This is a genomic window from Pseudomonas sp. RIT-PI-AD, from assembly GCF_025642785.1.
GTDB lineage: Bacteria > Pseudomonadota > Gammaproteobacteria > Pseudomonadales > Pseudomonadaceae > Pseudomonas_T.
On the sequence record NZ_JANZKU010000019.1, the window covers coordinates 23921 to 41348 of the forward strand.

At 66.0% G+C, this 17428-nt stretch carries 17 protein-coding genes; 6 read left to right on the forward strand and 11 right to left on the reverse strand.

Annotated features, from left to right (window positions below; all coding sequences use genetic code 11):
- Window positions 1-260 precede the first annotated feature (260 nt).
- Complete coding sequence (locus OGL92_RS22230; protein WP_263145325.1) at window positions 261-2417, reverse strand: GAF domain-containing protein; 2157 nt, start codon at window positions 2415-2417, stop codon at window positions 261-263.
- Window positions 2418-2426: 9 nt separating this feature from the next.
- Window positions 2427-3032, reverse strand: coding sequence for a biliverdin-producing heme oxygenase (locus tag OGL92_RS16145; RefSeq protein WP_263145327.1), 606 nt, complete (start codon window positions 3030-3032; stop codon window positions 2427-2429).
- Window positions 3033-3390: 358 nt separating this feature from the next.
- Between OGL92_RS16145 and OGL92_RS16150 the strand changes: the two genes are divergently transcribed.
- From OGL92_RS16150 to egtD, 3 genes are all read left to right on the forward strand, one after another.
- Window positions 3391-3693: a hypothetical protein gene (locus OGL92_RS16150; protein ID WP_263145329.1), complete on the forward strand. Its 303-nt coding sequence runs from the start codon at window positions 3391-3393 to the stop codon at window positions 3691-3693.
- Window positions 3694-3878: 185 nt separating this feature from the next.
- Window positions 3879-5168 carry an ergothioneine biosynthesis protein EgtB gene (egtB, locus tag OGL92_RS16155; protein ID WP_263145331.1) on the forward strand — a complete coding sequence of 430 codons (1290 nt, stop codon included), beginning with the start codon at window positions 3879-3881 and terminating at the stop codon, window positions 5166-5168.
- A gap of 2 nt (window positions 5169-5170) precedes the next feature.
- Window positions 5171-6136: an L-histidine N(alpha)-methyltransferase gene (gene egtD / locus OGL92_RS16160; RefSeq protein ID WP_263145333.1), complete on the forward strand. Its 966-nt coding sequence runs from the start codon at window positions 5171-5173 to the stop codon at window positions 6134-6136.
- 85 nt (window positions 6137-6221) lie between these two features.
- Here the strand turns inward: egtD and OGL92_RS16165 are convergent, their stop codons facing one another.
- The gene (locus OGL92_RS16165; RefSeq protein WP_263145335.1) at window positions 6222-6617 is read right to left on the reverse strand and encodes a transcriptional regulator; all 396 of its coding nucleotides are present in this window, start codon (window positions 6615-6617) and stop codon (window positions 6222-6224) included.
- Window positions 6618-6776: 159 nt separating this feature from the next.
- Here OGL92_RS16165 and OGL92_RS16170 point away from each other — a divergent pair, with 159 nt between their 5' ends.
- Window positions 6777-8582: a S8/S53 family peptidase gene (locus OGL92_RS16170; RefSeq protein ID WP_263145338.1), complete on the forward strand. Its 1806-nt coding sequence runs from the start codon at window positions 6777-6779 to the stop codon at window positions 8580-8582.
- Window positions 8583-8645: 63 nt separating this feature from the next.
- Complete coding sequence (locus OGL92_RS16175; RefSeq protein WP_263145340.1) at window positions 8646-8948, forward strand: hypothetical protein; 303 nt, start codon at window positions 8646-8648, stop codon at window positions 8946-8948.
- Window positions 8949-8993: 45 nt separating this feature from the next.
- On the opposite strand, the gene OGL92_RS16180 is transcribed toward OGL92_RS16175, so the two are convergent.
- Window positions 8994-10316 (reverse strand): DEAD/DEAH box helicase, encoded by a 1323-nt coding sequence (locus OGL92_RS16180; protein WP_263145342.1) that lies wholly within the window; start codon window positions 10314-10316, stop codon window positions 8994-8996.
- A gap of 171 nt (window positions 10317-10487) precedes the next feature.
- Here OGL92_RS16180 and OGL92_RS16185 point away from each other — a divergent pair, with 171 nt between their 5' ends.
- Complete coding sequence (locus OGL92_RS16185) at window positions 10488-10949, forward strand: NUDIX domain-containing protein (RefSeq protein WP_263145344.1); 462 nt, start codon at window positions 10488-10490, stop codon at window positions 10947-10949.
- A gap of 226 nt (window positions 10950-11175) precedes the next feature.
- Here OGL92_RS16185 and OGL92_RS16190 read toward each other — a convergent pair whose 3' ends face one another.
- The 7 genes from OGL92_RS16190 to rplS all read right to left on the reverse strand — a co-directional run bounded on the left by OGL92_RS16190 (window position 11176) and on the right by rplS (window position 17421).
- Window positions 11176-11460 carry a DUF3509 domain-containing protein gene (locus OGL92_RS16190; protein ID WP_263145347.1) on the reverse strand — a complete coding sequence of 95 codons (285 nt, stop codon included), beginning with the start codon at window positions 11458-11460 and terminating at the stop codon, window positions 11176-11178.
- A 143-nt stretch (window positions 11461-11603) separates the two neighbouring features.
- Window positions 11604-13028 (reverse strand): threonine synthase, encoded by a 1425-nt coding sequence (gene thrC / locus OGL92_RS16195; protein ID WP_263145348.1) that lies wholly within the window; start codon window positions 13026-13028, stop codon window positions 11604-11606.
- A 105-nt stretch (window positions 13029-13133) separates the two neighbouring features.
- On the reverse strand, window positions 13134-14438 hold the full coding sequence (locus OGL92_RS16200) for a homoserine dehydrogenase (RefSeq protein WP_263145350.1): 1305 nt from the start codon (window positions 14436-14438) through the stop codon (window positions 13134-13136).
- Between the two features lie 121 nt (window positions 14439-14559).
- Window positions 14560-15048, reverse strand: coding sequence for a GFA family protein (locus tag OGL92_RS16205; protein ID WP_263145353.1), 489 nt, complete (start codon window positions 15046-15048; stop codon window positions 14560-14562).
- A 113-nt stretch (window positions 15049-15161) separates the two neighbouring features.
- Entirely contained in the window at window positions 15162-15917 is a 756-nt protein-coding gene (locus OGL92_RS16210) for a DsbC family protein (RefSeq protein WP_263145356.1), read from the reverse strand.
- A 79-nt stretch (window positions 15918-15996) separates the two neighbouring features.
- Complete coding sequence (gene xerD, locus OGL92_RS16215; protein WP_263145460.1) at window positions 15997-16893, reverse strand: site-specific tyrosine recombinase XerD; 897 nt, start codon at window positions 16891-16893, stop codon at window positions 15997-15999.
- Window positions 16894-17070: 177 nt separating this feature from the next.
- Window positions 17071-17421 (reverse strand): 50S ribosomal protein L19, encoded by a 351-nt coding sequence (gene rplS, locus OGL92_RS16220; protein ID WP_263145358.1) that lies wholly within the window; start codon window positions 17419-17421, stop codon window positions 17071-17073.
- Window positions 17422-17428: the final 7 nt, after the last annotated feature.

The following is a 17428-nucleotide window of genomic DNA, read 5'->3' on the forward strand; positions in this document are numbered from 1 at the left end:
CGGCCCAATCGTGGCGGCGGATGAGCGCGGCCATTTCACCGGGGTGCGCAGGGAAACCGGGAACAACGGGGGATTCGGGACTCATGGGCTCACACGGACAGGCTCAAGCGACGCATCGTCGCTCGGAAGGATTCGTTTCGACAAGGGCCAGCTCGTCGAGTGCCCGAACCTTGTCCGGGGATCGCGGAGATGAACCGCCGAGGCCGCGGAAGGCGATGCCACGGAGCGAGGGGGATGCTCCGCAGCGCCGAGCGCTGGATTCAACGGGCCATGCGTACCTTGAAGGTGATGATGCCGTCGCCCTGGGTCACCTCGATGGTGCCGCCATGGGCCAGCACGATGGCCTGGGAAATGTACAGGCCAATGCCCAGCCCGCTCTTGTTGCGCCCGTGCTCGGGCAGGTGTTGCTTGAACGGAGTGAACAGGGAGGCTAGACGCTCCTCGGAGAGGACTTCGGCCTCGTTGAGAATCGAGAGGATGGCGTGGCTGTCGTCCTGGCTCAGGCTCACCAGCACCGGACGGCCCTGGGTGCCGTGGTGACGGGCATTACTCAGCAGGTTGGCGACCACCTGGGCCATCCGGTCGGGATCGGCGTCTACCATCACGCCGGGGGTGATGGCGGTTTCCATGTTCAGGCCCGGATAGGCCAGGCCGGTCTCGCTGATGATTTCCCCGACCAGCCGCGACAGATCGGTGGGCACCCGCTGCAAGGTGATTCCGGCACCGGCCTGCAAGCGGCTCATCTCCAGGATCTGGCTGATCAGGCGCTCCATGCGCCCGCTGGAATTGGTGATGTGCTGGCGCAGCTCGGCGGTGCGGGTGTCGTTCGGCGAGAGCATCGCCGCCGCCATGGAGATCGATTGCAGCGGGTTGCGCAGGTCGTGACCGAGCACGGCGATCAGCCGTTGGCGCATGCGGTCGATTTCGCTGGCGCGGTTCAGGCACAGCTCCATCAGTTCGATGCGCAGCTTCTCGGCGATGTTCAGGTCGGTGGGGCCCCAGACCGCCGAGCGGCCGCTGACCACCTCTTCCCAGGCCTCGAACGAGCCCCGCGGCGTCAGGCGCGCGCCGGAGGGGCCGACGGAGAGGATTTTCTCCGGCTTGCCGCCCCAGTTGATGGTCTGCACCTCTTCCAGGCGGAACCAGAGGATCCAGCCGGACGCCTGCCGGTGGAAACGGATCGCCAGCACGCCGCAGAAGCGCGCCTCCGGCAACTGCGGAAGCGGATGGGGCCACTTCTCGGTGTGGAAGGTTTCCAGGCTGTCGTCCAGTTCCAGCTGCTGCACCACCCTCCGGACGAAATCCTCCGGCAGGCCGTCGCCGATGCAGCTCAGGCGACCGCCGAGCATCACCGCGGCGCCATCGCTGGGCAGCAGTTGCGAAACCTCCTGCAACTGGCGGGTGAGCGAGCCCAGCAGGTCGTCGGAATCCCGCGCATGGCGCACCAGGCTCAGTTGCAGCTCGGCGGCCAACCGCTGGGTTTCCGCCGCGCGGCTCGCCTCGAGGCGCTCGATCACCGCGCTGCACACCTGGGAGAAGACCTGGAAGGCCATCCGCACCGGATAGGGCACGCGCTTGGGTGTCATGTGGTGGCAGGAAAACAGGCCCCACAATTCACCGCCGACCACGATGGAAATGCTCATGGAGGCTGCGACGCCCATATTGGTCAGGTATTCGCAGTGGATCGGCGACACGCTGCGCAGGGCGCTGAAACTCAGGTCGAACGGCTGGCCGCTGAGGGGGTGGCGGTCCGGCACCAGGGCCGCGGGCCTATAGGTCACGTCGGCGATCAGCCGGATCGGGTTCTGGATGTACAGGCGCCGCGCCTGAGCCGGGATGTCCGAGGCCGGATAACGCTGGCCCAGGTAGCTGACCAGGTCCTCGCGACGCGACTCGGCGCACACCTCGCCGGACAGGTCGGGTTTGAAACGGTAGGCCATCACCCGGTCGTAGCCGGTCATCCGGCGGATTTCCTCGGTCACGCCGATCAGCAAGTCCTCGACGTCGTGGCGCTGCTGCACCTGGCCGATGATCCGCTGGGCGTTCAGGGCGAAGGCGGTGAAGGCCGTCGTTCCCACCGGACGCGGTTCGAATTCGAGGTAAAGCACGCCGTCGTAGGCATGCCCGATGATGTCGTACAGGGTGTCGCCCAGCCAGCCCTCGACGGCGTTGCTCCAGCGGTTGACCGAGACGTCCTTCTCGCCGAGCAGGGCCATCACCGACGCGCCGACCTGCGCTTCACGCAGCGGCTCGCCCAGCGCCGGCGTGAAGCCGAGCAGTTGCGGCAGGTTGACGCTGTAGCCGAGCACGCATTGCGCGGCATCCAGCACGATCATCGCGCCATGGGGCTGGATCGCCCCGGGGACGTGGATCGGCTCGTCCTCGCAGTTGGCGAGGGTGATGGGTTGGTCAACCACGCGGGACCCTCATGTCGGGCATGCTTGCGCGACCTCTTGGTTGACCCAGAGACGGAACGAGCGGAAGGCGTCCTGGGCCGCGTGCTGCGCCTGCTGGATGTCGGTTTCGCTGCGGATGTTCCGGGCGAGCTGCTGCTGGAACTGCTGCCACAGGCCGCTGGTCGCGGCGCCATAGCCTTGCAGCCACTCCAGCGGCAGGCCGGGCAGACGCGGAGCAAGGCGCTTGTACAGTACTACACCGCCGAGGGTGGCACCCTCGACCACATAGGCGAGGCCGAAGGCGCTGGCGAGGTTCTCGGCCAACGGTACCTGGGGGCATTCATCGATCCGCGCCAATGCGCCGCGGTCTAACCCGGCGGCGAGCAGGTCGGCCTCCAGCCAGCGGGTCTTGTGGAAGCGCTGCTCGGCCTGCAATTCAGCGTGCCAGTCGATTCGCGCGAGCCTGGCTTCCAGCGGGCGCATCCAGCCGAGCACGCGGCGCACGTAACGCAGGTACTGGTCTTCGGTAAGCCCGGGGCGGGTCAGCGGGGACGTGGCGTCCAGCTCCGCATGCAACTGCCGCGTCGCGTCGCGCAAGGCGAACAGGACGGGAGAAATCTGAAAACCTGCGGTCATGCCATCTGCATTCCGGGTGGTGCCTCGTTGATGTGTTTCCAGAGACTGCGGAAAACGCGAAAGAACCTGGAACGAGCGATGAAGGACGGGTGAAGGTGGCGGCCGGCGAGGCCAGCGCGCTAGTTAACAGACCCTGTGAGCGCGCAAAGTTCAGCCCGCGGGGACCTGCGGTCATGCCGGCCACGAGGCACGCAGAGTACCAACACCGGCGTTTTTTGGCATGCGTCTTGTGGTTGTCGGGATGGACGGTCATGGCCTAAGGCCTGCAAGCGGGACGCCTCATTCATCGGTCGACGGGAACCTTGTACCGGTACGCCGGGGTCAACCCCTGAGACCGAACGAAACCTGGAGATTCCCCATGAGCAAGCCCCTTTCCCTGGAAACGGCCACGCGCCTGATCCACGAAGCCTTCAAACCCTACAGCGGCCATATCCAGGAGGAGAACGGCGGCCTGAGCTTCAGTGTGAGCGACGTGCAAGGCAAGGAAGTGTTCGCCGCCTCTAACATTCCCAGCCAGGAATACAGCGACGCGGAACGCTTCGCCGAACGTCTGCAGCAGGCGCGCGCGGCCATCACCGACAAAGGCCTGCGCCTGGAGCCCTGGACGATGCCCTGCCTGACCGACGGCACCGGCATCCCGGAAACGCCGCCGAACTACTGAGCCCGGCGACCATCCGTTTCGGGCGGTAGCCGTCCGAGGCGGATCGGGCGGCCCGCCCGTCGCCCATCGCGCGTTACCGATACCCCCCGTCATTCCATTTGAAACTTTGCTTATAGCGCTCTGTCGTTTTCCAGACATCCCCACTGTCGTGGCGGCCACGCATAGCCTGTACAGGAGCGCGTCGAATGCCTCAAAGGGTCCGCGATCTCGAACCCTGCCAGGAACGCCTGGATCAGTTGCTGGCGCGCTACCTGCGGGTACGCCAGACCTCCGAGCGACTCTGCGCGCCCTTGCAGACGGAGGACTTCCTGATCCAGAGCATGGCCGACGTCAGCCCGCCGAAGTGGCACCTCGCGCACATCAGCTGGTTCTTCGAAGCCTTCCTGCTGACCCCCTTCCTGAAGGGCTACCGTAGCCCGGACGCCGCCTACGACCGGTTGTTCAATTCCTACTACGAAACCCACGGCAAGCCCTTTCCCCGTGCCCGGCGCGGCTTGCTGTCGCGGCCCACGGTGGCCCAGGTGTATGCCTACCGCGCGCACGTGGACCACGCCATGAGCGACCTGCTGTCGGCACCGCCGCTCGAGTGGGCGGCGGAGATCGCGCGGCGCGTCGAACTGGGCCTGCAGCACGAGCAGCAGCACCAGGAATTGCTGCTGATGGACATCAAGCACATCTTCGCGCAGAACCCGCTGATGCCGGTCTACCGCGACGACCTGCCGCGCGCGCCGCAACGGACGGCCGTTCCCCTGAGCTGGCAGGCCTACACCAGCGGGGTGCGCCATATCGGTCATGCCGGGGACGCCTTCGCCTTCGACTGCGAACGCCCCCGCCACCGCGTGTTCATCGACGATTTCCGCCTGGCCAACCGGCCGGTCAACAACGCCGAGTACCTCGCGTTCATCGACGACGGTGGCTACCGGCGCAGCGACCTGTGGCTCGCCGATGGCTGGAGCCTGCTGCAACAGGCCGGCTGGCAGGCGCCGCTTTACTGGTGGCGCGAAGAGGACGCCTGGTGCGAATTCACCCTGGGCGGCCTGCGCGCTCTCGATCCGGGCGCCCCGGTGAGCCACCTCAGCTTCTACGAAGCCGATGCCTATGCCACCTGGGCGGGCGCGCGCCTGCCGAGCGAGGCGGAGTGGGAAGTCGCGGCCCAAGGCCTCGCGCCACGTGGCAATTTCGCCGAGTCCGGCTACCTGCAGCCCATGGCGGCGCCGGAAAACGCCGAGGGGCTGCAACAGATGTTCGGCGACGTCTGGGAGTGGACCGGCAGCGCCTACCGCCCCTACCCCGGCTTCAAGGCCCTGGAGGGCAGCCTGGGCGAATACAACGGCAAGTTCATGTCCGGCCAGATGGTGTTGCGCGGCGGCTGCTGCGCCACGCCCGAAGAGCATATCCGCGACAGCTACCGCAACTTCTTCTATCCCTCGATGCGTTGGCAGTTCTCCGGCCTGCGCCTGGCCCAGGAGGCTTGAGCATGGCGTTAGCGATCCGTTTCCACGACGAACAGTTTCCCGACAGCGAAGAGAACGACCTGCGCGCGGAAATCCTCCAGGGTTTCGCCAGCGCGCCGAAACGCACGCCACCGAAGTTCTTCTACGATCGCCGCGGCTCGGAGCTGTTCGAGCAGATCTGCCTGCAACCGGAGTATTACCCGACGCGCACCGAGGAAAGCATCCTGCGCGAGGCCGCCGGGGAAATCGCCGAGATCGCCGGCCCCGGCGCCAGCCTGATCGAGCTGGGCAGCGGCGCCAGCCGCAAGGTCCGCCTGCTGCTGGAAGCCCTGCGCCCGAGTAGCTACCTGGGCATCGACATCTCCCGCGACTTCCTGCTTTCCAGCACCCACCGGCTCGGCGCCGACTACCCCTGGCTCGACGTGCACGCCGCCTGCGCCGACTTCACCCGGCCGATGCACCTGCCGGGCAGCTTCATCGGCGAACATCCCCTGGCCTTCTTCCCCGGTTCCAGCATCGGCAATTTCGACCCAAAGGATGCCGAGGTCTTCCTGCGCAACCTGCACGACCTGCTGCCCGCCGGCGGCGGCCTGCTGATCGGCGTCGACCTGGTCAAGGACAAACGCATCCTGGAAGCCGCCTACAACGACCGCGCCGGGGTCACGGCGGCATTCAACCTGAACCTGCTCTGGCGCATCCGCGACGAGCTGGACAGCGATATCCAACCCTCGCGCTTCGCCCACCGCGCCTTCTTCAACGAGGCTCACTCGCGGATCGAAATGCACCTGGCGAGCCCGCGGGCGCAAACCCTGCGCATCGAAGGCGAGCGCTACGACTTCATCCCAGGGGAAACCCTGCACACGGAAAACTCCTACAAGTACAGCCGCGAAGGCTTCCAGCGGCTGGCCGGCCGCGCCGGGTTCGAGCCTGTGCGGGTGTGGACCGACGAGAAAGAGCTGTTCAGCGTGCATTACATGCGCCGCGTGTGAACGAGAACGGCGCAGCCCCAAAAGGGAACTGCGCCGTCGTCGAGGTCTGCGGTTTTCCGTTAGCGCGCGGGGGGAGTGGAAGGGCTCAGGTCCGCGCCACGCTGTCCGCCAGTTGATCGAACACTTCACCGTCCAAGGCGATCTCGCCCTGCTCGTCCAGGCGACGACGAAACTCCACGCTTTCCGGAAAGCTGCTGCCGATCAGGCTGAGCAAACGCGCGCCGCGGGCGGTGAGGACGAAGTTGTTGCCGGTGCCGCCCTGCTCCGTGGTGCGAGGCTCGATGAAGCCGCCCTGGTAGAGCACGCCCTCCAAGTCCCCGGCTATCTGCTTGAGATGATCGACGCTGCCTTCCAGCGGGATGCCCGCTTCGAGGCGGTCGCCCGCCAGTTGCTCCGCGTACAGGCGGGGTTTGAACGAGTCGTCGGCAGAGTTCTGCGCCTCATGCAGCAAACGCTCGATGAGTTCCCAATCATGCGCCATACGAAAATCCTCTCGTCGGATGGGCGACGTCGATCGCGCCCTTGAGAATACCGACCGCGGGGCTTTCCCGATGGTTCGATCGCCCAGCCGAAGGGACGTCGAACGAAAGGCGCGACGGCGCAGTCACACCCCACATCTCATATCGGAGCCTGGCTGTCCATGACGTCGTTGCCGCATTCGCCCCCCCGCCCTTCCCCTCGTTCGTTCTGGCTACCGCTGCTGCTCACCGGCCTGGGCAGTGTCTTCGGCGCCAATGCCGAAGAGGGGCTGCGCATCGAGCGGCTGCAACGCTGCGGCGACCTGCTGGAGCGCGAGCATCAGGATTTCTGCCTGGGCGCGGCGGGCCTTGCCGAGGGCGAATTCGAGGTGCTGCTGAACGAACGCGAGCTGCCCCCGGCCCAGGTCCACCGCGAAGGCAGCGGCCTGCGCCTGGGCCTGCAGGCCAGCCGCCTGCGTAGCGGCCCCCTGCGCCTGCGCCAGGGCGGCCGCGAGAGCAACCCGGTGTGGCTGTCGCTGAACGACAGCCAGGTGCTCGCCGCCAAGCCGGACGAAGTGGCGAAGAACATGGATGGCCTGACCACCTACGTGGACCTGGTCAGCGTGCTGATCGAGGAAGACCATGCCGGCCTCGACGAGGCGAAACGCCTCGCGGACAAATACGCCGCCAAGGTGGTGGGCGCCATCCCCGCGCTGAACCTCTACCAATTGCGCCTGCCGGCGAAGACCCTCGTCGAACGCGACGCGCTGGTGCTGCGCCTGGGCAGCGAGGTCAGCGTCGATGCCGTGGTGGTCGAGGAGTCGGCCCCGGAGAAGGGCGAGGAAGGCGAAGCCGGCGAGAAGCCCGAGAAGCCCGAGAAGCCCAGCGGCGACGAGTGGGCGGCCAACCGGTTCATGGACGCGGTGAATTACTACCGGCGCCGTATTCCCGCCAAGCCCTCGCCGATCCAGACCACGCCGTTGCGCATCGGCGTGATCGAGCGCGACGTGGACTTCGATTCCGCGGACTTCGCCGACTACCTGGGACCCTGCCGCCCGGAACGCGCGGGTACCTGCCTGTACGCCCGGGACGCCGCCAAACCCGATACCCATGGTTCGACGGTCGCGGGCATTCTCGCGGCGAAGTGGGACGCCGGGGGCAATACCGGCTTCCTCAGCGGCCTGGATGGTGCGGGGCCGGGCTTCGAGGTGATCGTCGAACGCAATTCGGACGCCGGCATCACCGCCAACGTCGCGGCCTCGGTGAACCTGGTGGAGGACGGCGTGCGGGTGCTGAACTGGAGCTGGGGCATCCACCGGGTCGGCGCGAAGAACGTCGAGGGCGACGAAGTCGATTCCCTGGTGCGCTCGGGGATCGCCATGGGCGGCTACGAGGAACTGCTCGAGGAATTCTTTCTCTGGCTGCGCCGCGAGCACCCGGACGTGGTGGTGGTGAACTCGGCCGGTAACGGCTCGTCCTTCTCCGGCCAGGACGAATACCGCCTGCCCTCCTCCTTCATCACCGAACAGTTGCTGGTGGTCGGCGGCCACCAGCGCAGCGAACGGGACGGCGTCGCCGTCGATGACCCCGCCTACGCGGTCAAGCGCGAAACCTCGAACATCGACATGCGCGTCGACATCACCGCCTCGGCCTGCACCCGCGCCTCGACCCTGAAGCCAGGCGAACGGGGCGCGGTGCATTGCGGCACCTCCTACGCCACACCGATGGTGACCGGCATCGTCGCCGCCATGCTGTCGATCAACCCGAAGCTGCAACCGGAGCAGCTGCGCATGCTGCTGCGCCGCAGCGCCATGACCATCGGCGAGGAATACGACTTCGAGCCCGTCCAGGGCGACGATCTCACCGCGCCGATCATTCCGTCCGAACGAAACTACGATCTCAAGAACAAGGACATCGGTCGCTCGGCGCGCCTGGACATGCAGAAAGCCCTGGACCTCGCCGTGCAGAGCCGGGACCGGGTGCGCTGAACTTTCCACCCGCGCCGGCTATCCACCGAATAGCCATACGCACTCATCTCAAGGAGCCGACCGATGAAAACCTTTCTCCCCCTGGGCCTGGCACTGACCCTGCTCGCGCCTCTCTCGGCATTCGCCACCTGCACCCCGGACGAAGCCACCGCCAAGGCCCAGCAACTGGCGGAAAAGGTCAAGCAGGTGACCGAGCAGAACCCGCAGAAAGCCAAGGAGATCAACCAGGAGCTCAACCAGATGCACGTCAAGAGCTCCGCGGAAACCCTGCCGGACGACTGTGCCGCCTATGACAAGCGTCTGCAGGAGCTGGATCAGGCCGAGCGCCAGGCCGACCCGGTGAAGGGCACCCACAAGGCTCCGTGAATCGGGGACTCCGGGCGTCGTCGGCGACGCCCCGTCCAGCCGGCGCTACTGCTCGGTCTTCTTCCGCTTGAGCGGCGCCAGGCCGTCCTGGCTGACCAGCGCCGAAGGCGCGCTGTCCCGAGGGCGCCGTGAAACCGGCTTGCGCTTGGGCGCGGCCTTTTCGGTCTTCTTGTCGCCTTTCTTTTTCTTGACCCCTACCGCCTTGCCGGACGCCTTGACCTTCTTCGGGCCGCTGTAGCTGCCCTTGAGGTCCTTGATCACCCGTCGCTCGAAGCGTTGCTTGAGGTAACGCTCGATGCTGGACATCAGGTTCCAGTCGTTGTGGCAGATGAGGGAAATCGCCAGGCCCTGGGTGCCGGCGCGCCCGGTGCGCCCGACGCGGTGCACGTATTCGTCGCCCGAGCGCGGCATATCGAAGTTGATCACCAGGTCGAGGCCTTCGACATCCAGGCCGCGGGCCGCCACATCGGTGGCCACGAGGATTTTCACCGCGCCCTGTTTCAGCCGGTCGATGGCCAGCTTGCGATCCTTCTGGTCCTTCTCCCCATGCAGCACGAAGACCTTGAACTGGCAGGCGATGAGCAGGCCGCTCAAGCGATCGGCCTGGACTCGGGTATTGGTGAAGATCAGTGCCTTCTGATAGGTCTCGTTGGCCAGCAGCCATTGCACCAGGCGTTCCTTGTGCAGGGTGTCGTCGGCGGTGATGATCTGCTGGCGGGTGCCTTCGCTGAGGTCGCCGATGCTGTTCAACTGCAGGTGCAGGGGGTCGCGCAGGACCGCCGTGGCCATCTCGCGCAATGCGGCGCCGCCGGTGGTGGCGGAGAACAGCAGGGTCTGCCGGCGCCCGGCGCAGAGCGCGGTGATCCGGTCGACGTCCTCGGAAAACCCCATGTCCAGCATGCGGTCCGCTTCGTCGAGGATCAGCACTTCCACCTCGGTCAGATCCAGCTTGCCGCCGTTGAGGTGCTCGATCAGCCGTCCGGGTGTGGCGATGAGGATGTCCGGCACCTTGCGCAGCATCGCCGCCTGTACCTTGAAGTCCTCGCCGCCGGTGACCAGCCCGGACTTGATGAAGGTGAACTGGGCGAAGCGCTCGACTTCCTTGAGGGTCTGCTGGGCCAGCTCGCGGGTCGGCAACAGGATCAAGCCGCGCACCCGCACCCTCGGTTGCGGGTCGCCCATCAGGCCGTTCAACAGCGGCAGGAGAAAGGCGGCGGTCTTGCCGCTGCCGGTCTGGGCGGTCACCCGCAAATCGCGGCCTTCGAGCGCTGGCGGAATGGCCGCCACCTGCACGGGAGTGGGTGTGGCGAAGTTCAGCTCGGCGACGGCCTTGAGCAGACGTTCGTGCAGGGCGAATTGGGCAAACACGGGCACCTCGATGAAAAACGGCGGAAACGACGGCATAGGGTAACGGTTGTCGCCCCGGAACGCCCGCGTCGTCCATCGAACGCCGGCATTCTTCCAGGCTCGCGGGTATCCTGGCGGGCGGAGCCCATGCCCTGCCCCGCGCCTGCCGGCGCCATTCCTTCGGAGCCTCACGTGACATCCATTCTGACCATCGCCGCGGCCTGCCTGCACGACGACCAAGGGCGACTCCTGCTGGTGCGCAAGCGCGGAACCCAGGCTTTCATGCTGCCTGGCGGTAAATACGAAGCCGGCGAAAGCGCCCACCAGGCCTTGGCGCGCGAGCTCTGGGAGGAGTTGCACCTGCGCCTCGACACCACGGCGCTCCAGCCGCTCGGGCGCTTCAGCGCGGTAGCCGCCAACGAGCCCGACACGCGCATCGAGGCCGAATTGTTCGTCGGCGCATGGCCGCTGGCCGCGGCCTCCGACCAGGAACCGGGCACCCTGCCTGGCGAAAGCCGCTTGCAGCCGGCCGCCGAACTGGAGGAACTGCGCTGGGTGAATCTCGAGGGCAACCAGGGAATGACCCTGGCGCCCCTGCTGGCGGATGCACGGCTACGCCGCTGTCTGGCCGCGTTCGCGAAAATCAGGGGATGAAAGGGAATTGAAAGGCCGGAAAAAAATAAACCCCGAGCCCTGGGGAGGGAGGCTCGGGGTCAAACACCCGGCTTATTGGGAGACAAGCCAGGCCGGCGCGTGGGGTCACCATAGGAGCGGAATGGTATGACGCGCCGTAAAGATACTGACTGCGGTTTTCGCAACATGTTCCCCAGAAAAAAGCCCCGCGACGGGCGGGGCTCATTTTCCACAGGCAAAGCGTCGGCTATAAAGCGGCGAAACTGCGCACGCGCGTGCGATCGAGCGCCGCGGCCGCGACCATCGGGTCGATGCGAGCCCCACGGACCAGCAGGTCGCGCCTGAGGCCATCCACGACGTCGGTGAGCAACGTACGATCGTTCAGCTCGATCTGCCGCACCAGACGCTCCACCACCACCTCGCCCGCTTCGTTCCGCAGTGTAATCACCCGTCCGCCATCGGGACGGGCGAGGCCCAGGTCCACCTCGTAAGGCGCCAGGGCGTCAACCAGCAATTGGGCTGTGCTGTCCATGTCGATCACCTGTAGAAAGAGTTGAAGTAGGTTTATCACTGACCCCAGGTTATGCCCTGAAGTTCTATAAACTCATACCTCAAATCGTCCCGAGCTACAAGGCAAAAGGCCGGCACATGGCCGGCCTTGCGTCTCGCGGTGCCTCAGAGCGGCTTGCCGCGATTGCCGTGTTGACCGACGAATGCCTGGATCGCCTGCAACTGGTTGGGCAGGACCGTACAGCGCTCCTCGCGCTGGAACAGGTCGGCCAGGTGCGCGGGCAGCTCCAACGCCCGAGCCACGCCGGCTTCCCGCACCGCATCGGGAAACTTCACCGGATGGGCGGTGCCCAGGGTCACCATCGGCGAGCTCAGGCTGCGCCGGCATTCGCGCGCGGCCCGCACGCCGATGGCGGTATGGGGATCGAGCAGTTCGCCACAGGCATCGAACACCTCGGCGATGGTCGAGCAGGTTTCCGCGTCGCTGACCGCCAGGGAATCGAAGAGCTTGCGCGCCTCGCTCCAGCGCTCGTCCTCGACGCTGAAACCGCCACCCTGGCGGAAGCTGTCCATCAGCGCGGCGATGGCGGCCCCGTTACGCCCGTGCAGGTCGAACAGCAGGCGCTCGAAGTTGGACGACACCATGATGTCCATGGACGGCGAAAGCGTCGGATGCAGGGTTTCCTTGGCGTAGCGATTGCCGCTCATGAAGCGGTGCAGGATGTCGTTGCGGTTGGTGGCGACGATCAACTGGCTGATCGGCAGGCCCATGTTGCGCGCCAGGTAGCCGGCGAAGATATCGCCGAAATTGCCCGTCGGCACCGAGAAGGCGATGGAACGCGCCGGCGCGCCGAGCTGCAGCGCCGCGTGGAAGTAGTAGACGATCTGGGCCATGATCCGCGCCCAGTTGATCGAGTTCACCGCCACCAGCCGGGTGCCCTTGAGGAAGCCCTGATCGGCGAAGCTCGCCTTGACCATCTCCTGGCAATCGTCGAAGTTGCCTTCGACCGCGATGTTGTGGATGTTGTCGCCGAGGATGGTGGTCATCTGCCGGCGCTGCACCTCGGACACCCGTTGATGGGGGTGGAGGATGAAGATGTCGACGTTGGCGCAGCGGCGGCAGCCTTCGATCGCCGCGGAACCGGTGTCCCCGGAGGTCGCGCCGAGGATCACCACGCGCTCGCCGCGCTTCTCCAGCACGTGGTCGAGCAGGCGTCCCAGCAATTGCAGGGCGAAGTCCTTGAACGCCAGGGTCGGGCCGTGGAACAGCTCCAGGACCCATTCGTTACCCTTCAACGGGCGCAGCGGTGCGACCGCCTCGTGGGCGAACACGCCCTTCTCGCCCACCGAGTAGGTTTCTTCGAGAATCCGGCGGAAATCCGCGTCGGCGATGCTGCCGGCGACGAAGGGGCGCATCACCCGGAACGCCAGCTCGTGGTACGGCAGGTCGGCCCAGGACGCGATTTCCTCCAGGGTGAAGCGCGGCAGGTTTTCCGGCACATAGAGGCCGCCGTCGCTGGCCAGACCGGTGAGCAGCACGTCTTCGAAATTCAGCGCAGGCGCTTGGCCGCGGGTACTGATGTAGCGCATGTTCAAAACCTTGGGGTTCGCGCGGCGCGTCGGCTCGTCACGGGAAACGGCGGTTGCCGGATGTCCGCGAGCGGCGACCTGCCGCGACAGGATTCATGATTCGTCTCAGCTGAGCTGCTCGACGCGGATGCGGACCACGCGGCCGGCGACGCCTTCCAGAGCCTCCAGGGCGGCGATGGCGTCGTCGATGCGCGCCTCGATCACCCGATGGGTGACCAGGATCATCGGCACCAGGCCGTCGTGCTCCTCGGCTTCCTTCTGCATGATCGACTCGATGTTGATGCCGCGCTCGGACAGGATGGTCGCGACCTGGGCCAGCACGCCCGGGTGATCCTTGGCCTGGATGCGCAGATAGTAGGCGCTTTCGCAGGCGCCGATGGGCAAGATCGGATGGTCGGACAGCGAGTCGGGCTGGAACGCCAGGTGCGGCACGCGGTTCTCCGGGTCGGAGGTCATCGCCCGCACCACGTCCACCAGGTCGGCCACCACCGCCGAGGCGGTCGGCTCCATGCCGGCGCCGGAACCGTAGAACAGCGTGCTGCCCACCGCATCGCCATTGACCATCACGGCGTTCATCACGCCGTTGACGTTGGCGATCAAGCGGTCGGCGGGAATCAACGTGGGATGGACGCGCAATTCGATGCCGCTGGCGGTGCGCCGGGCGACGCCCAGGTGCTTGATCCGGTACCCCAGCGCTTCGGCATAGCCGACGTCGGCGGTGGCCAACTGACTGATGCCCTCGGTGTAGGCCTTGTCGAACTGCAGGGGAATGCCGAAAGCGATGGAAGCGAGGATGGTCAGCTTGTGCGCCGCATCTATGCCCTCCACGTCGAAAGTCGGGTCGGCTTCGGCGTAGCCGAGCGCCTGGGCTTCCTGGAGCACGTCGTCGAAGGCGCGGCCTTTCTCGCGCATCTCGCTGAGGATGAAATTGCCGGTGCCGTTGATGATGCCGGCCAGCCAGTTGATCTGGTTCGCCGCCAGGCCTTCGCGGATCGCCTTGATCACCGGGATGCCGCCCGCCACGGCGGCCTCGAAGGCGACGATCACGCCTTTTTCACGGGCGCGGGCGAAGATCTCGTTGCCATGGACGGCGATCAGCGCCTTGTTGGCGGTGACCACGTGCTTGCCGTTGTCGATGGCCTTGAGCACCAGATCGCGAGCCAGGCTGTAACCGCCGATCAGCTCGACGACGATATCGATTTCGGGGTTGTCGGCCAGTTCGAAAATGTCGGCGGTCAGGGGAGTCTCGCCGGTGCTGCATCTTGGGTTGGGACGACGGGCCGCGATCTGCGCGACTTCGATCTCGCGGCCGGCGCGGCGGGCGATTTCCTCGGCGTTGCGCTGGAGGACATTGAAGGTGCCGCCCCCGACGGTCCCCAACCCACAGATACCTACTTTGACCGGTTTCACGCTGCACTCCCCATTACTGCTGACGATCGGGCCGTCCGACCGAGGAAAAGAGCCGAACATTACGAAGCGCCCGGTCTTTAGTCAAATAAGGTTGGGCCGTGGAAGGACCGCCTCCGCTCGCTCAGATATCACTCAGGCCATGGCGCTCGTGCCAGTCGGCCAGGGATTCGTCGGGGTAATCGGCGAAACAGCGATCCTCCTCGCCACGTTTCACCTCGACCCAGGAGGCCTTGGAGTCGAGCATCAGGTGGGTGTGCTCGGGAGGAACCGGCAGGGGCGTGTCGATGGCCGAAGCGTGGGGATGCAGGAGATCCGGCCAGTTCGGGTCCCACAGCCAGAGCGCGCTGCCGCAGGTCTTGCAGAAGTGGCGATGCCCGGAACTCAGCGCCATGCTGCCATCCGCTTGCTCGAGACGCGCGCGGTAGACAGCGATGTGCTCGCGGCCATGGATCTTCAGGGTGCGGTTGTCGCCCCCCAGGTTGATCGCATAGCCACCGCCGCCCGCGGTCTTGCGACAAATCGAGCAGTAGCAACGCATGAAGGGATAGGGCTGCGCGGACTCCAGGGAAAAGCGAACGGCCCGGCAGTGGCAGGAACCTTCGAGTTTCATGTGACCTCCTCGGGTGGGCCGGGTCGTGGACCCGATACCCATTCGAACGGGTCGCGACGCAGAGGTTTGCCCAACGGACGCGCGCGGATGTCGCGCCCGATAGGCGGTTCGACTCAGTTGGTGCGGCTGACCTGCGTGGACTCGCCACCGGCCTGCAAGGCGAGCTTCGCCAGGTCGGGTGCGGGCTGGTAGCCGGGGATCAGTTCGCCGTCGGCGAGCACGATGGCCGGGGTGCCATTGACGCCGATGGATTGGCCGAGCTGGTATTCCTTGGCGACCGGGTTGTCGCACTTCGCCGCCGGGACTTCCTCGCGATTCTTCGCCAGGTTCATCGCCGCCTGGCGGTCCTTGGAACACCAGACGCTGACCAAGGTGTTGTAGCCGTGGGAGCCGATGCCCTGGCGCGGGAAGGCGACGTAACGAACCTCGACGCCCTGGCGGTTCAACTCCGCCACCTCGCTGTGCAGCTTCTGGCAGTACCCGCAGTCGGTATCGGTGAAGACGGTGATGTGCGTCTTCGGGTTCTTCGGCGCGAAGACCACCATGTCGCTGGTGGGAATGCTGGCGATTTCCTTGGCGATGCCCTTGCTTTCGGCTTTCTGGGTCAGGTTGACGGCTTCGCCGTTCTCGACCTTGAAGAGCATGCCCTGCATGACGAACTGGCCGTCGCCGCTGGCGTACAACAGGCGACCGCCCTTGAGGTGGACCTGATAGATACCGGTCAAGGGGCTCTCGGACACCGCCTCGATCGGCAGATCCGGCTGGATGGACTTGAGGGTCTGGCGGATCGCCTGGTCGGGATCGGCAGCCTGGGTGGCGACGGCGGCGAAGGCGAGCGCCACGCCGGTCAGCATACGAGAAACGCGCATGTAGCACTCCTGTCTGGAATCGGGAAAGCCTATCACAGATCGCTCCGCGGTCGTGGCCATGGACTGCCGAGCGGCGGGCTCAGCCCCGCGGGTGGTGATGGGCGTGCAGGTCCTGCAAGCGGGCCTTGGCGATATGGGTATAGATCTGCGTGGTGGACAGGTCGCTGTGGCCGAGCAGCATCTGCACCACCCGCAAGTCGGCGCCATGGTTCAGCAAGTGGGTGGCGAAGGCATGGCGCAGGGTGTGCGGCGAAAGCGCCCTGCGGATCCCGGCGACCTGGGCCTGATGCTTGATGCGGTGCCAGAAGGTTTGCCGGGTCATCTGCTCGCCGCGCTGGCTGGGGAACAGCACATCGCTCGGCTTGCCGCCCAGCAACATCGGCCGCGCCTCGCGCTGGTAACGCTCCAGCCAGGCGATGGCTTCCTCGCCGAGGGGCACCAGGCGTTCCTTGCTGCCCTTGCCGAAGACCCGCAGCACCCCCTGGCGCAGGTTGACCTGTTCCAGGGTCAGGCCCACCAATTCGCTGACCCGCAAACCGCAGGCGTAGAGCACCTCGAACATCGCCCGGTCGCGCAGGCCGATCGGGTCGTCCAGGTCGGGCGCCGCCAGCAGGGCTTCGACATCCTGTTCCGAGAGGGACTTGGGCAAGGGACGCCCAAGCCGTGGCAGTTCGATCTGCAGGGTGGGGTCTTCGGCGATCACGCGCTCGCGCAGAAGGAACCGGTAGAACCCCCGCAGACCGGAGAGAAAGCGCGCCGTCGAACGTGCCTTGTACCCTTCGCCCAGGCGCCAGCCCAGGTAATCGAGGATCGGCTCGCGGCCGGCCCGCTCCAGGCTCAAGCCTCGCCCATCGAGCCAGGCGTTGTAGTGGGCCAGGTCACTGCGGTAGGCGGAGCGGGTATGCACCGAAAGACCCTTCTCCAGCCAGAGCGTATCGAGGAAGCGGTCGATCAGGGGGTGATCCAGGGTAGACATCGTGGCGAGCGGCAACCGTTCGAGGGGCTGGCAGTTTTCCATAGCCGGGCCGTTCCCACCAGCGAACTTGAGGAGGCTGGAGGCGACCCGCACCAGGGAAGCGCGGCGCCGAGACGCGGGAGCGGAAACGAAAAAGGCAGCCCGAAGGCTGCCTTTTCGCGAAGGAGAGAACCGGACTCAGGCCAGTTTTTCCTTGATGCGCGCTGCCTTGCCGGACAGGTCGCGGAGGTAGTACAGCTTGGCCTTGCGCACGTCGCCGCGGCGCTTGACGCTCAGGCTCTCGACCAGCGGGGAGTAGGTCTGGAAGGTACGCTCCACGCCGACACCGCTGGAGATCTTGCGCACGGTGAAGGCGCTGTTCAGGCCGCGGTTGCGCTTGGCGATGACCACGCCTTCGAAGGCCTGCAGACGCTGACGGTCACCTTCCTTCACTTTCACTTGAACGATCACGGTGTCGCCGGGGGCGAACGCCGGGATCTCTTTATTCATTTGTTCAGCTTCGATCTGCTGAATGATCTTGTTGCTCATGCTGTGC

Excerpts from the sequence above, each read along its gene's own strand:
- OGL92_RS16150 (WP_263145329.1), top strand. The coding sequence starts at position 3,391 with ATGAGCAAGCCCCTTTCCCTGGAAACGGCCACGCGCCTGATCCACGAA.
- egtB (WP_263145331.1), top strand. The coding sequence starts at position 3,879 with ATGCCTCAAAGGGTCCGCGATCTCGAACCCTGCCAGGAACGCCTGGAT.
- OGL92_RS16170 (WP_263145338.1), top strand. The coding sequence starts at position 6,777 with ATGACGTCGTTGCCGCATTCGCCCCCCCGCCCTTCCCCTCGTTCGTTC.
- OGL92_RS16165 (WP_263145335.1), bottom strand. The coding sequence starts at position 6,617 with ATGGCGCATGATTGGGAACTCATCGAGCGTTTGCTGCATGAGGCGCAG.
- egtD (WP_263145333.1), top strand. The coding sequence starts at position 5,171 with ATGGCGTTAGCGATCCGTTTCCACGACGAACAGTTTCCCGACAGCGAA.
- OGL92_RS16145 (WP_263145327.1), bottom strand. The coding sequence starts at position 3,032 with ATGACCGCAGGTTTTCAGATTTCTCCCGTCCTGTTCGCCTTGCGCGAC.
- thrC (WP_263145348.1), bottom strand. The coding sequence starts at position 13,028 with ATGCGCTACATCAGTACCCGCGGCCAAGCGCCTGCGCTGAATTTCGAA.
- OGL92_RS16205 (WP_263145353.1), bottom strand. The coding sequence starts at position 15,048 with ATGAAACTCGAAGGTTCCTGCCACTGCCGGGCCGTTCGCTTTTCCCTG.
- OGL92_RS16175 (WP_263145340.1), top strand. The coding sequence starts at position 8,646 with ATGAAAACCTTTCTCCCCCTGGGCCTGGCACTGACCCTGCTCGCGCCT.
- rplS (WP_263145358.1), bottom strand. The coding sequence starts at position 17,421 with ATGAGCAACAAGATCATTCAGCAGATCGAAGCTGAACAAATGAATAAA.
- OGL92_RS16190 (WP_263145347.1), bottom strand. The coding sequence starts at position 11,460 with ATGGACAGCACAGCCCAATTGCTGGTTGACGCCCTGGCGCCTTACGAG.
- OGL92_RS16210 (WP_263145356.1), bottom strand. The coding sequence starts at position 15,917 with ATGCGCGTTTCTCGTATGCTGACCGGCGTGGCGCTCGCCTTCGCCGCC.
- xerD (WP_263145460.1), bottom strand. The coding sequence starts at position 16,893 with ATGTCTACCCTGGATCACCCCCTGATCGACCGCTTCCTCGATACGCTC.